The organism is Thioclava sp. 'Guangxiensis' (assembly GCF_045348365.1).
Classification (GTDB): domain Bacteria; phylum Pseudomonadota; class Alphaproteobacteria; order Rhodobacterales; family Rhodobacteraceae; genus Thioclava; species Thioclava kandeliae.
Genome location: NZ_CP155822.1, coordinates 1780291 through 1793731, shown reverse-complemented (window position 1 = coordinate 1793731; position 13441 = coordinate 1780291). Strand labels below are relative to the sequence as shown.

Annotated in this window: 12 protein-coding genes; 5 read left to right on the top strand and 7 right to left on the bottom strand. The window is 50.3% G+C overall.

Going from position 1 to position 13441, the window contains the following annotated elements; translation table 11 throughout:
• Window positions 1–3: 3 nt before the first annotated feature.
• From rfbC to ABEB22_RS08885, 3 genes are all read right to left on the bottom strand, one after another.
• Window positions 4–561: a dTDP-4-dehydrorhamnose 3,5-epimerase gene (gene rfbC, locus ABEB22_RS08895; protein ID WP_406870112.1), complete on the bottom strand. Its 558-nt coding sequence runs from the start codon at window positions 559–561 to the stop codon at window positions 4–6.
• Between the two features lie 136 nt (window positions 562–697).
• Window positions 698–2389, bottom strand: coding sequence for a capsular polysaccharide synthesis protein (locus ABEB22_RS08890; RefSeq protein WP_406870111.1), 1692 nt, complete (start codon window positions 2387–2389; stop codon window positions 698–700).
• Window positions 2390–2465: 76 nt separating this feature from the next.
• A complete protein-coding gene (locus ABEB22_RS08885; protein WP_406870110.1) occupies window positions 2466–6314 on the bottom strand; it encodes a glycosyltransferase in 3849 nt (1282 codons plus the stop codon).
• 335 nt (window positions 6315–6649) lie between these two features.
• Between ABEB22_RS08885 and ABEB22_RS08880 the strand changes: the two genes are divergently transcribed.
• The 5 genes from ABEB22_RS08880 (at window position 6650) to ABEB22_RS08860 (ending at window position 11641) form a co-directional block, all read left to right on the top strand.
• Window positions 6650–8248, top strand: a complete 1599-nt coding sequence (locus ABEB22_RS08880) for a hypothetical protein (protein ID WP_406870109.1) — start codon at window positions 6650–6652, stop codon at window positions 8246–8248.
• Complete coding sequence (locus tag ABEB22_RS08875) at window positions 8245–8928, top strand: HAD family hydrolase (protein ID WP_406870108.1); 684 nt, start codon at window positions 8245–8247, stop codon at window positions 8926–8928. The genes ABEB22_RS08880 and ABEB22_RS08875 overlap by 4 nt, the downstream gene beginning before the upstream one ends.
• Complete coding sequence (locus ABEB22_RS08870) at window positions 8925–9620, top strand: cytidylyltransferase domain-containing protein (RefSeq protein WP_406870107.1); 696 nt, start codon at window positions 8925–8927, stop codon at window positions 9618–9620. The genes ABEB22_RS08875 and ABEB22_RS08870 overlap by 4 nt, the downstream gene beginning before the upstream one ends.
• A gap of 141 nt (window positions 9621–9761) precedes the next feature.
• A complete protein-coding gene (locus ABEB22_RS08865; RefSeq protein WP_406870106.1) occupies window positions 9762–10520 on the top strand; it encodes a sulfotransferase in 759 nt (252 codons plus the stop codon).
• Window positions 10521–10528: 8 nt separating this feature from the next.
• Entirely contained in the window at window positions 10529–11641 is a 1113-nt protein-coding gene (locus ABEB22_RS08860; protein WP_406870105.1) for a hypothetical protein, read from the top strand.
• Between the two features lie 87 nt (window positions 11642–11728).
• Here ABEB22_RS08860 and ABEB22_RS08855 read toward each other — a convergent pair whose 3' ends face one another.
• From ABEB22_RS08855 to ABEB22_RS08840, 4 genes are all read right to left on the bottom strand, one after another.
• Window positions 11729–11953, bottom strand: a complete 225-nt coding sequence (locus tag ABEB22_RS08855; protein WP_406870104.1) for a hypothetical protein — start codon at window positions 11951–11953, stop codon at window positions 11729–11731.
• Window positions 11954–12266: 313 nt separating this feature from the next.
• Window positions 12267–12758: a hypothetical protein gene (locus ABEB22_RS08850; RefSeq protein ID WP_406870103.1), complete on the bottom strand. Its 492-nt coding sequence runs from the start codon at window positions 12756–12758 to the stop codon at window positions 12267–12269.
• Window positions 12755–13051, bottom strand: coding sequence for a hypothetical protein (locus ABEB22_RS08845; protein WP_339112294.1), 297 nt, complete (start codon window positions 13049–13051; stop codon window positions 12755–12757). Before ABEB22_RS08845 ends, ABEB22_RS08850 begins: the two co-directional genes overlap by 4 nt.
• 56 nt (window positions 13052–13107) lie before the next feature.
• Window positions 13108–13431 (bottom strand): hypothetical protein, encoded by a 324-nt coding sequence (locus ABEB22_RS08840; protein ID WP_406870102.1) that lies wholly within the window; start codon window positions 13429–13431, stop codon window positions 13108–13110.
• Between the last annotated feature and the right edge of the window lie 10 nt (window positions 13432–13441).

Sequence of the window (13441 nt, the reverse complement as noted above, 5' to 3'; positions counted from 1 at the left end):
GGATCAGGCCTCATAGGTGAAGGGGGTGGTGAAATCCGAAAGGCTCTGCGCCTTCTCGTCTTTCTCGGAGATGATCGGGGTGAGACCGGCAATCGGCCAGTCGATGCCGCAGCTGTCCCATTTGACCGCGCCGTCGCATTCGGGCGCGTAATGATCGGTGCATTTATAGCAGATCTCGGCATCATCGGTGAGCGTCATGAACCCGTGCAAAAAGCCGCCCGGGATCCAGAGCTGTCTGCCATTCTCGAAACTCAGCTCATAGCCCACCCATTGGCCATAGGTGGGCGAGCCCTTGCGCACATCGACCGCCACATCGAAGATCGACCCGCGACCACAGCGCACGAGTTTGCCCTGCGCATGGGGGGGCGACTGGAAATGCAGGCCCCGCACCGTGCCCTTCTCGCGCGAGAGCGAGTGGTTGTCCTGCACAAACTCGGGCAGATGCACCCCTTCGGCCTCGAGCCGTTTGCGGTTCCAGCTTTCGGAGAAGAACCCGCGATGATCGCCGAAACGCGGCGGCGTGATAAGGAGCACATCGGGGAGGGAGGTTTGTTCGATCATAGGTTTTGCAGCACCATTGTATTTTAATACTATCGCTTTTGAAGCGCTCTCGGTGGGACACTAATGTCAACTTGCGACGGGTATCTAGAGGCCCTGAACATTAAGAACAGCCTTTCGGCTTAAAACCACCGAAGCCCTAAATCAAATTTTGCCATGAAAGGTTCGTGTCTTTATACTCAAGCGTGGGGCCACGGAATATTTGACTATACATTGTGTTCTCGACTAGCGACCAATCGAACACTTTGTTTGATAGATGGTCTTCTGCGTACATTAGTGCCAACTGATAAGTAAAGCTTCCAGGACCAGTGATCCACCATACATCACGAGGGGTCCATGAATCAAACGCTGACATGTGTTCGACCAATCTACGCAAAAACCGGTTATTTTTCTCCACAGCGATAAAACCATTTAAGACTTCAAAGCCGCAAACTCGTTGATAACGAAGTGTATTTGTCAACATCAAGTCATCAACTGCAGCGCTTGATTTGGGGTAATACTGCTCGTCCGCGTCAATCCAAAGTCCGCCGCACTCATATAGATACAAGACTCTAAATATATCAGACTTTATTGCGGGATGGCTCGCCGCCCAAAACTTCGCTTTCCACTCTTGACCATATGCTTTCTCGATATAGTCCGAAGCCGTGTTTTGATCGAACAAGCGATGCTCAAACGACGGCAATCCATACTTAATAGAGTCCATACAACGAGCGACATCGTCTGGCACCCTAGCAGTATCCCAAAACTGTAGGCACAATCTCGGTATATCAACAGGTGGAGCAAAAGCCACAGCAGTACGAGCGGAGTTTTTTTGCTCGAGCGACAAGTAATAGCTCGCAACCATAACTTTGTGCTTATAGGAGGGTGTGTCTCGCAACCTGTTAAGGAAAATTTCATGCCGATCCTGCCCCAGAGGCTCGAGCGAGGTGATGATATCACGTCGATTTGGCAGAGATGCCATTTCTTCTAAATAAGCCCTCTTAACTCTAAGCATCTTCGGCTCTGAATCATTATGAAATTTTTGCAATTCTATAAGCTTATTGTTCGAACTTTCATGATCGAGATTCGACATCGCCTTATTAAGAATCAGTGTATTCTTGACTGCGATGAGAAATTTAGTTGGACTAGGATGGTATTCTTTATCTGGATCCAATTTCTCATTCTTCGCATCTCTCTCCATTAAAAGTCGTGCGCGAAGATGAGATTCGTTATCTAGTAGCTCAATTAGTTCATCAGCATTTATATCTGCTTGTGTGTCCCAAAAATACTTAACCAGCGCCCCAATTGTCTGATTATATTCAGTTATTGGCCTAGATTGAGCTTTTAAAAACTCCAACAAAGTATAACTTTGAATATCAGCCGTTCCAAGTGCTTCTGAAAGCCGAAAAGCCGTAAGATTATGAAGATCGCGAACATGCTCAGCTCCTCCCGAGCGCGCAAGCCCTGTCCACTGAGACCTAAGCTCGTTTAATTCTTTTTTCTGCAATGGCTGCATAAGTTGCTCTAAAATGAGCTGATATTGCAGCTCGGCCAGAGTACTTAATGCACGTGATCTCCAATTTGAATCGGCAAATCCTGAATCTAAAAACAATTCGAGAATAGCCTTGGCTTCTCGGAATTCTTTTCGCATTCGGTGAATAATAGCTAAGTCAATGTAAACTCTTTGGTCTAGCGGAAAGTTCGTACGCAACTTCTCAAACGCCTTGAAAGCATCTGAAAGTTTACCGCTCTTTCGATACTCAAGTGCAATTTGTCTTAAGTTTTCTATTTCTCTCAATTCTTTAGCTCCAGTTACACAACAGTAACCTACCGGATATCTGCTTATCAGCATTTCGATTGGTTCGAGCCGTGAGAGGCTCAACTAGAATGGTAGAAGATGAAAGGGGCGCCCTTACCGCCCCTTTCTTTTATGTGAGCCAAATTCGATATAAGTTTGCCAACTCAGCGACCTGCTGCTCAACGTGTCTCAAAACTGGCTCAACCTGCGGCCTATGGCGATAGCGCTCAGGGTCAGCATCAATCGTTTGAAGCGCATTTCGGACACCATCATTTGTTGCCACATCGACAACGAAACCATTCTGACCTTCTATCACATCCGAACCAATGCCTCCCTGATCGGATGCTACAACCCAAGCACCGGCAGCTGCGGCCTCGCGCGTAACCAGTCCGTAGCTTTCAGGCCAAGTCGAGGGTGCCAGCAACACATCGATCTGAGCATAAAGTTTCTCAACTTCGTCTTGCGAGAACTTGCCGCGCCGCGTGACGGGCGTATTGCCCCAAACCTCGTGCACCTCCATATCAGCAGAAAGCGCATGATCGATGACCAATAGTTCAAGATTTTTGAACTCGGTCGTAAGTAGAGTATTGCGGACATGGTGATAGCCTTTGTGCCGACTTACACCTCCAATGTGCGCCAAGCGGACCCGTCCGCTTGGCGACGGTAATTTATTAACCTCGGGTAGGTTAGAAACGCCATTTTCTACGACGATGAGCTTATCCAGACCGGCTTTCGCGACAATCTGACCAAAAGCTTCCGACACTGGTAGAATTGCGGTAGCACCGAGCAAGGAGCGACGCAGCCCCTGCGCACGTTCCGGCAAATCCGCGACATCCAAACGATAGTCGTAATAACTCGCATCACCTGCTGGATCCAAAACGAACTGATTTTTCGAAATCCACCATGCATCATGCATCGTGATGACATAGGGAATTTGGCGCAAACGAGTTTGGTGGATAATCGAGGTGCTCAGTCGCTGAATACAATGGAAATGCACGAGGTCGGGCTGGACACGTTCCAAAATACTGTCGAACGCTGCACCCATACCTTCATCGGTAATGTGATGATCGACATCCGGGATATCCGGTGTCGCAATCGCCCATACCCGCACTCCGTCGCGAGCATACCGATCAATTTGATAGGCATTCCGACCACCTTCATAGGTGCAAATGACATCAATTTCGAATTCGTCGCCATATTGCTCGCGTAGAAGGCAAACGTTGTCGTGCATGACACGCGTAGCCCCACCGATCGCCTGTGGCGGATAGAAAACATTCACCAGCGCGATGCGCTTCTTCTTCACATTTGAAGGCCTCACAGCCTCAAAGATCGACCGAAGGTTTTCGCCCATCGCATTGAGCGAGTATTCCCGCATCACGACATCACGGGCTGCCGATCCGATCTGTTTGCGGTAAACTTTGTCCCGGATGAGACGATCTAGTGCTCGAGAGAAATCCTCCTTTGTCTCACACAAGAAACCGGTCTCACCATCAACAATTTTCTCGCGATGGGTGCGTGTAGCACTCACGACAGACGGAGTACCGAACATCGCGGCTTCCATCCATTTAATCTCGCTCTTCGCGTCAGTGAGCAGCGAAGAGGACAAGATTGAAAGGTTAATGTCTGCCTTGGCTACGAGTGTGCAGTATTCTTCGAAGTCCCAGACAGGCTTCAGCATCTTCACATTATGCTTCTTGAGATCCAAATGTTTGAATTGATCGAAGTAGCCGATCAAGTGGATCTCGATTTTGCGACCATGTTTACGGGCCATCTCCGCAAGCGCCGGCTCTAAAATATCATGGAAGTCTTCTTTATGCGCTTTCGTGCCCGAACCATAAAACAGGACAACAGGGCCTTCATCGGGCGTAGAGGCGATCTCATGATCCTCAATAGCGAGCATGTGCAAACGGCCAAGTGCGTTCTGATGTTCGAACACCTTTCCACTACGCACCTTCTGCTCCATGACCTCGCGAAGTGTCGCTGTAGAAGCGATCCCATATTCGCAAAGCTCCATCGCACGCTCAAATAAGGGCACGCCGCAGGCCATCGCATTGTATTCACGACGCGTTATCTGGTTAGCATAGCTTTCGAAGCTCGGCGGGAAATGGTCCGTATCGAAAACGATGTCGTCGATTTCGTAAAAGGTGGCGAGACCAGCTTGCCCTGCTTTCACAATAGCATCCACGATGCTCGGGAAAGCGGGGACACGGAAGAAAATCACCGCTTGGAAATCATCCAATGCATCGATAAAGGTGTGTAGATCCGTCGAAGGCGAGAAAACATGCACGTCAAATCCGGCCTGACGCAGCTGCTCTGCTTTTTGATCTACCCGATACAGCTTGCACTGGTAGAGATCTTCATTGCCGACCAAGGCGACGCTCTTGATCGGTGTAGAACGTAAAGCAACGTTATGCTCAGGTTCGGAATAATAGCTGCGCACCATCTTTTTGAGGTCAGACTGCGCAGCCTCCAGACCGAACACTTCGGCTCGATCAGCAATCGTATCCCAAATTTTCCAGAACCCGTCTGTTGCAAGAGCTTTATGGCGTTCACGCATGACTACGTCATGTGCCACTTGTGAGGCACTCTTCTGCAACACCTCGGCGGCTTCTGCAAACTTGCCCTGCTCAATCAAAAGCTCGATAAAATTAAGCGAGTTCCACCCATTCTCACGTGAGATTGGGACCTTCCGACGATGCGATCGTGCAGACGGCCCTCGGTCAGTGCGCTGAAGCAGATCGGCGATCGCCATATTTGCCTTAACGTGATCGGGGTTAGCCTCCAACACCAAGCCATAGAGCCAACGCCCTGTTATAGGATCACCCGCGATCACCTTCCTATCGCCTAGGTTCCTGATGAAGCTCTGGCTAAGGCGATCTGAAAGGTCCAACCACTCGACGCCTGGTTTGGGCTTATCACGCAAGTGCTCAAGAACCTTGCGCGGCGTAGATGACATATCGATCCCTTCGCTACCCATGACGAAGCGATCAAGCTGGGACAGAATGGTGGAAGGGATAAACGTTCCAAATATCAGCTTACCAAGGCGGGCAAGGTTGGGCGCATCATCCCACATAATACCCATTCCAAGCCAATGCCGATACAAAGCTTGGCTTTTGGTCATGCCTTGTGGGATTTTACTCAGAGGGTTGTAGGATTCCTCGTAAAATTTCGTATCGAATTCTAGATCTGGATTGATAGGCTGCAGATCTTTCCAGTCACCCTTACAAAAAGCTTGGATAATTTTCGCACGAGACGGATGTTTCCTCGCGGTCCCCATCTTCTTACTACGGCTATAACTGTAGTCTTCTTCAAATAAATTCGCCAACGTAGGCGCAAAGCCATTCTGAACGAAAAGTTCGCTCTCGTTCATTGCGTAGTGTCCCGGACCCTTTCGGCGCCGCAGTTCTCTGAGAGCCTCGGGCCCATTCAGATCCTCCGGAATATCTTCCCCATAGATCTCGCGAACCATCTTGGCGTTCCATACTTCAGGATAGCCTGTTGCCCCCTCTTCCAAGCCAAACTCGAGAAAATGGAGCGCGATCGCATTCTGATCGAATGTAAACTTCAATAGCTCTCGATGCTCAATCGCATAACTTGGAAAATTGAAACCAGCACGTAGCCACCCCTCCCTGGGGTGAGACTTCAGAAGCTCAGCCAAGTCTTGGTTCTGAGACTTGGCCAATGCCGAGAACGCGTAAACAGCATCTCCCTCTCTACCCGACCCCGAGTGAAGTTCTTTACCAAGCAATCGGCTTTGATCATGATCGAGCCCAGTGCCTTCAGAAAAAACACGGCGGCATTCCGCTGCACCATGAGCGATGTAATGCTGCAAAGCCGCGGAGTATGAATCTGGCGTATCGTCAAAAGCCGCCGCAACGTCAGGATTATAACGAAAATATTGGGCCGCATCGAAACCAGGCAAATCAACTTCTGACAAGCCTTGATCACGGGACGCTTTATTTCCAAGAATCTTACTCAACGACGAACTTATTGATTTCATTTACTTAAAGCCTTATCGTTCCGTATCATCACGGGCGTATCACGCGTGTTGCCGCTACTTAATATTTCACTCGGTTATATGAGATCTGCTCAGCGTTAAAAGGCAAAATTTCCACGACGTGAAGTTAGATTGATCATATTAATCAAAAAAATGAAGCATGATCCCCATCTGCTTTTGCCTCTGAACCAGCAGTTCGCGCGACAATTAGGAGTTCAAGCTCTTGCAAAACTGCAGAATGGAAGGCACCTTCCCCATTGCTTGACTGCGGCCGTAACGTGCATCCGAGTGATAACTGAAAAATAGAAAGTTCTGCTATGCGCCATTTCGAAATTGTAGACTGCACCCTTCGCGATGGCGGTTACTATACAAACTGGGATTTTCCACAAACGCTTCTCGATGCATACTTTGACGCCACTCGTTCGCTCCCAATCAAATACGTCGAGGTAGGTTATCGCAGTCCAGAGAAGTCAGGATACCTTGGACAATACTTTCATCTGAATGTCGAAACACTTCATCGAATGAAGCGACAATTGCGGCCGGACCAAGGCATGGCAATCATGTTTAACTTCAAGGACATGAACTCAGATCTGATCGAGACGCTCACTTCGGATCTAGTCGACATAGTTGATCTTGTTCGCTTTGCCTGTCCGCCAGACAGCTTGAATGAGTGCATTGACTTTGGGCGTCAAATTAAAACTAAAGGGCTAAAAGTCGCAATTAACGTCATGTATATGACGAAATATGTTGATCAAGCGGATACCGTTCTTAAACCTCTGGCCGGAGCCGCTGACATTGTTGATTACGTTGCTTTGGTTGATAGCTATGGCGGTGTTATGCCCGATCAGGCCGCACGCACGATCGCACAAGCTGTAGAGCTTCTACCTCAGCCGGTTGGCTACCATGGCCACGACAATCTTTCGCTGGCGTTTGCAAACAGTCTTGCTGCTCTGAACTCAGGAGCAACTATGCTGGACGCAACTTTTACCGGCATGGGTCGCGGTGCTGGAAACCTCAAAACCGAACTAATTTCGGTCTATAGGGAGCAACATTTCCCTACTGGATGTCATTTCGGCCCGCTTGCCAAAGCCCTTGAGCAGTTCGAGACTATGCAAAAAGAATACGGCTGGGGTACTAACCTTGCCTACATGGTGTCGGGTGCTGCTTCCCTGCCTCAGGCAAATGTTATGGATTGGCTCGGCACACGGCGTTACCAGATGGATTCAATCGTGGAAGCGCTTCGCCTCAGCAGCGACGCTGAATTCGATAATGATGCCTATCCTGCACTTGAAACCGCGCCTATCGCAATCGAGGCCAAAGGCAAAGGCACACTTATCATCGGGGGCGGGCAGAGCGCTCAGGATCATGCCGCTGCGCTGATTGAGCTAGCACAGCGCGAAGATATGGTAGTGGTACATTCGTCCACTCGAAACGCAGTCTATTTTAAGGACTCCGGGCTTACTCAGATTTTCTGCTTAGCCGGACAAGAGTTCAGCCGCTTGTCGGTCGAAGAAGCAGGGCTCTTCAACCAGCATCGCACTCTCGTTTTGACGACCCCTCCCCCGAGGTTCCGCAATTCGATACCGAATTCTCAGAACATTTGTCAGCTTAGCCACGTTTCAAAAGAAGCCAACGGCCAGAAGCTCGGTCCAGTGACCGATGAGCCGCCACTCGGTATGGCAATCGGCGCGGCAAAGGCGATCTCCTCGCAGAAAGTATATCTTGCCGGTTTTGACGGCTATTCTCAGGCAACAGTCTCGCAGCAAAATAACGCACAAGACGTTCAAGCTGCTATCAATTACGGTCTTGAAGCCTCCACCCCTTGGGGTGGTGACATGTCATCCGTGACGCCCACCCTTTATAATATCCCAGCGCAATCGCTCTACGCGAAGATCCAAGGGAAATTTGAAAAGTGATAGACTTTACCAAGTATAGATTGTGGATCTTCGACTGTGATGGTGTCCTGCTTGACTCGAATAGGATGAAGACAGCTGCTTTCGCCAAAGTCGTTTCTGGATATTCGAAGGAATGCATCGAGCCATTCCTCGAGTTTCAAAAGACGGCCTTCGGGCTTTCAAGGTTCAGAACATTCGATGCGTTCTTTGATCGCTTCCTAGGGCGCCCGCCATACGATGGTGAAAAAGAGAAATTACTGTCGGAGTTCGCAGAGTATTGTGAGCTACAGTACCCGCAGCAACCAGTGACAGCAGGAGCTCACGAGCTTCTACTGTCACTGGTTGCGCGAAGTTGTATCGCCTATGTAGCTTCCGGATCGGAACAAAGCGAGCTCCGCCAAGCGTTGAAAAAAGTTGGGCTTTCTGATCATTTCCGTGACATCTTCGGCTCCCCCCGGAAGAAAAGCGATCTGGTCGCGGACATTCTTCAACGAGAACAGGATGTCGATCCTTCTGAGGTACTGTTCATAGGCGATGCCAAGGCCGACTTCGAGGCGGCATCCTCGAATGGCGTGGCCTTCCTTCAAGTCTCCCATTATGCGGCTGATCCTACTGGCATGTCTGCACTCAGGGAGGAGCAGGCCTTTCCTCATGTCGCAACTCTTGCGGATATCACTCTCTTGGAAAGAACTTCGAAATGACCGCTTCACCAGTTCATGTGTTCCTGCCCTGCCGCGGAGGCAGCCAGCGGGTCCCTGGCAAAAACACACGTCCGTTCGCAAACATTTCCGGAGGATTGCTCGAACTCAAATTACGACAACTCGCGGAGACTAAAGAAATCGCTTCTGTGACGGTTAACACTGATGATCCTGAAGTTATCCACATCGCAGAGGGGCTGCGCGGCATTTTCAATATTCCCTTACATGTGTCCGAGCGGCCTGCAGAATTGGCTGCAGCAGGTACTTTGGACGATTTCGTAGCCTATGTTCCGTCAGTAATGCCGGATGGAGTCATCATGTGGACACATGTGACATCACCATTCTTTGGAGCAAAGGAGATCGACGATGCGGTTATTTCATACCGCAAAGAAGTTGAAAATGGCGAGTTTGACAGCGTGATGGGTGTGTCGCGCATCCAGACATTCTTATGGGATCATCGTGGAAACTGCGTCAGCCATGACCGTGACAAAGTTAAATGGCCTCAAACTCAGGATCTCGATCCCATTTACGAGGTTAACAGCGCGGTGTTCATGATTCCAAAAGAGGACATGATCGCTCTCTGCGACCGTATCGGCCATTCTCCATTCCTGCTTGAAGTAGGAAAATTCGAGGCCTTCGATATCGATTGGCAAGATGATTTCCTCGTCGCGGAGAAGATCTATCAGACTAGGTAGAACCTTCGTATTTTTACAGAATAGAACAGCAAACTTCGACTTGATATCTAAGAGAATCCGATAGCAATAAACGCCGCGATCATAATCATCGCTCGGCTAAACTTAGTCGAAGCCGATACTACTTCGAAGAATGGAGATACGATGCTTCCGAAATTTCTCATTTGCGGGATGGAGCACACCGGTACGACGTTGATATCCGACTTGTTCCGCCAAGTGGCCGGGCTTGATTCAGGATTTGAATGCGGGGCGCTACTGCGTGATACACCGCAGGAATTCAACAGTCTGCAACCGTTCCGAAAACATATGAACGTTGGCTGGGGCATAACCGATGCTCAAATGGACGATTGCTGCGAGTCACCTGATTTTGAAACGTTTTATTCAAAACTGCAGAACTATGCTGCCAACCTCTCACCCGACACTAAGATAATTTTCGACAAGACACCCAGATATCTCTCGGAATTAACGGCAGTGTTAGGGCGAGAAAAAATCAAAACAGTAGCTAGCTTTAAAGACCCTAGAGGTATTGTGTTCTCCGATTTCAAGCGTTCTAAGCAGGCAAGCTTTGACGAATGGTATCCCGAATACAAAATCCAAAAAATCGCTTATACGAAGAAATGTTACCAAGAGTATCAGGCGAATTCTTCCAATCCTCTAGTGTGCTTTGTCTCTCTCGAAGACTTGGCGCTAAACTCTAGACAGACTATGGAAAGAATGTTCTCGCATGTGGATGAAAAATTCCGGCTTGAGTATGCGATTATCAGTGAGATCCGTTTCCAAAATACGAAAAACAGAACGGTATCGGCCGATATTGCTTTCGAACATAATCGTGGGCTGACCGCAGCACAGAAGAGTAAGATCGAAACGGACTTCTCATTCGCAGAAGACTGGTTCTATAAATAAAAAGTTTGATGGGGCGGAAAAAAATTTCACCCCATTTGCAGGCCGCTTACTCACAAAAATGGCGTAATATCATGCAAGTCAGCTATAATTTCAACATCCGCACGGTAACGATCGAAGTATCCGGCGCGGACCTTACAAGTGTAAACGCAGTCGACAGCGACCATGAACAGCTTGACAGACTTGACGCCGGAGAAGGGAAGTCGATCTTCCTCGTTAGAAAGCTTCAAAACCTGGTAAATAGTAAGTTTATCATTGAAGCTAACGGTGTGCTTCAAGAAGTCGAAAGTCCATTTCAGTTCAATGCGCAGCGTGCAACTGATGTAAACTATATGACCGAAAAAGTTTTCAGCTTTCGTTCTCGTGCAAACGATAAGAACGAATTATTCCACTTTATACGCGCCATACTTCCAATGATCCCCAAAAATCAGCCAATGTATTGGGGTGCTGTTTCAGTTTTGGGTTTTCGCGTAGGTGAGTCTGCGATCGCGAGGGAAGCACTTGGGCGCAGAGTCATTAAAGAGCGATCCAAAGCTGTTAATACTATCAATTCAGCACATCTTGGGCCGATTGGACTTCGGTGGTGGATATCTAGCGGAGCAAACTTGCTTCCGCTGGCTATTTTTTATGGTATGTTTGAGGAAGCCAAGGCTATCGCGTCGAATTTGTACGATATCCGAAATTTGGCGGAACAAAATCCTATGGTATGCTGGAATCTCGCTGCTTCGATGCTCTTCCTCGCGGCCGAACAGTATGACAAGGAAGAGCGGGCCGCTTCCCGCCAGACCTTTTACGATATTTATTCGCTATGTCGTACGGGACTTGATCTTATTTTCTCCTCTCGAAACCCTCGCATTCTGAGTCAGTATCCAGATTGCAACTCTCTGATTGAAATTGGTCGAAATGCTTTTGCAATGCATGCAACGCTTTCCGGAAACCAGTTCTCCAGCGGAACAGGGTATAGCTACCCGTTAGACCTTGAACGACATAAGGTTGCGCTTTCAGCAATCTACAAACGTCATGCAGCTCCCCTCAAAAAATCGATGGACTATCTAAATAGTATCGAAGAGCGCATGAACGAAGAAAGATTATCCTTAAGTGAGCGACTTAAGCACAACGAATAATAATTCGCCTACACTCATGAACGATGGAAAAGACCAGAATGTGCAGCCTTTTTTCTATGTCAATGAAGTCTCGCACGCCACCGCCGGTCAGACCTTTCGCTTGATAACAACAATCGGGTTGGACTGGATCTCGAAAGACCCGTCCTTCATGTCATGCACCACAGTGCCATCCTCCAAGGAAAAGCTCTGCGCCCCCCTAATGCTGAGGGCTTTGCCCGAGGGCAGAGTGCGTGTCGTTTTCGGCTGCCAAGTTTGGACGGTATAGCGTTTGCCCAAGGAGTCCTGACAGACGAAGGTGTCTATCATCTGCATATCGACTCATGTCCTTATCTAAGAACACAATGCTAACATGATCTCATGTTAATAAATAGCCTCCTTATGTTTTTTGTTCCGAGCGGGAATATTCACCAAACCTGTCCTTGAAATTCCGCACCCCGATTGCCATCTAAAGACTATCCCCTGTTGGACTTCAGCGCGGTTCTGTCTCCGTCACAGATCCGCGCTTCTTTTATTCGGCATTGTCCTTTTGGATAGATTGCCCGAAAACCCAGCGTGGCTTATAGTTAAAGGGTGACAAGTTCGGGCGCGGGACCACTCACGGTTTATGTTCTACCGCGCCCACCAACTACCTCCCCTCCCATTTCCCCTCCACAAACAGGTTCACCTGCACGGTCTTCTCGCGCGGGCATTGGTGATAGGCCCAGAGCTCGTAGCGCTCGGGGATCGCCTTATCGGCCGGCCAGACGATCTCCCATGGGCCCCAGGGCTGTTTGAGACGGTTGGGCGGGCGCGAACCGGGCGGACGCAGCTCTTCCTCGGCCGAGGTGTCGACCACCGCACGGTAGCTTGTGCCGCCGATCACAACATAGGCGGCGAGCCCGCGATACTCGCAGCGGCGCTTGATCATATCGCCCATCAGCTGCAGCCCCTCGGGCGTCACGCTCGAGGAGGTCACCGTCACCGCCACAAACGGCGTCTGGCCGGTGAAGTCGCGCCAGGGCCGCGAGGACTGCGCCTGCCGGATCCATGGCTCGGCCACCGCCAGCACGGTGATCGCGGCCAGCACCCAGATCGGCAGGCGGTTGGCGCGGATGGCGCCCTTGATATGGTCGCTCATTTGCCGCCCCCCAGCTTCTTGCGGATCATGTCCTTGAGGAAGTCGCGATCGCGGACCATGGCGGTGAGCACATCGAGCACGATGAGCCCGACCGACATGATCGCCACGGCCGCCAGCACCTCGGAGCCGCGCACATAGGGCGCGACCGAGGGCGAGAGGCCCACGGTCAGGAAGGCGCTGGCGGCGGTCTTGGCGAGACGCTTGACGAGCGGCTCGCGTTCGGCGTCGCGGGTGGCGACATAGATCACCATCCCCGCCAGCACCGCCCAGTATTCGATAGGTTTGGAGAACATGCGCCCCTCGCTTCGCTCATAAAAAATCCCGCCTCTCGGGCGGGTCATCCTGCATCTTATGTGCTGGTCTCGTTGGCCTCCGGATCAGGTGGCGCCGGCAGCGGCACCGGCCCGCTGGCCACCGTGACAGGATCGGGGAAGCGCTGCGCCTCGGAGGCATTGTCGCCGATCGGCAGGAGCAGCGTGACGGTCCAACCGCTTGCCGCATCCCGCGTGGCGCTCTGGATGTAGCCGGCAAGGCCCGTGTCTTCGTTATATTCCAGCGCGGTCAGGTCGTAGTCGGTGCCGTTGACGGTTAGCGTGTCGCCCTCCACGGACAGCATGTGGAGTTCGTAATCGGTGCCCGGACGGCGGACGATGGGTGAGAAGATGATATTCAAGGTCTGCTCC

Excerpts from the sequence above, each read along its gene's own strand:
- rfbC (WP_406870112.1), bottom strand. The coding sequence starts at position 561 with ATGATCGAACAAACCTCCCTCCCCGATGTGCTCCTTATCACGCCGCCG.
- ABEB22_RS08890 (WP_406870111.1), bottom strand. The coding sequence starts at position 2,389 with ATGCTGATAAGCAGATATCCGGTAGGTTACTGTTGTGTAACTGGAGCT.
- ABEB22_RS08880 (WP_406870109.1), top strand. The coding sequence starts at position 6,650 with ATGCGCCATTTCGAAATTGTAGACTGCACCCTTCGCGATGGCGGTTAC.
- ABEB22_RS08870 (WP_406870107.1), top strand. The coding sequence starts at position 8,925 with ATGACCGCTTCACCAGTTCATGTGTTCCTGCCCTGCCGCGGAGGCAGC.
- ABEB22_RS08865 (WP_406870106.1), top strand. The coding sequence starts at position 9,762 with ATGCTTCCGAAATTTCTCATTTGCGGGATGGAGCACACCGGTACGACG.
- ABEB22_RS08860 (WP_406870105.1), top strand. The coding sequence starts at position 10,529 with ATGGGGCGGAAAAAAATTTCACCCCATTTGCAGGCCGCTTACTCACAA.
- ABEB22_RS08855 (WP_406870104.1), bottom strand. The coding sequence starts at position 11,953 with ATGCAGATGATAGACACCTTCGTCTGTCAGGACTCCTTGGGCAAACGC.
- ABEB22_RS08850 (WP_406870103.1), bottom strand. The coding sequence starts at position 12,758 with ATGAGCGACCATATCAAGGGCGCCATCCGCGCCAACCGCCTGCCGATC.
- ABEB22_RS08845 (WP_339112294.1), bottom strand. The coding sequence starts at position 13,051 with ATGTTCTCCAAACCTATCGAATACTGGGCGGTGCTGGCGGGGATGGTG.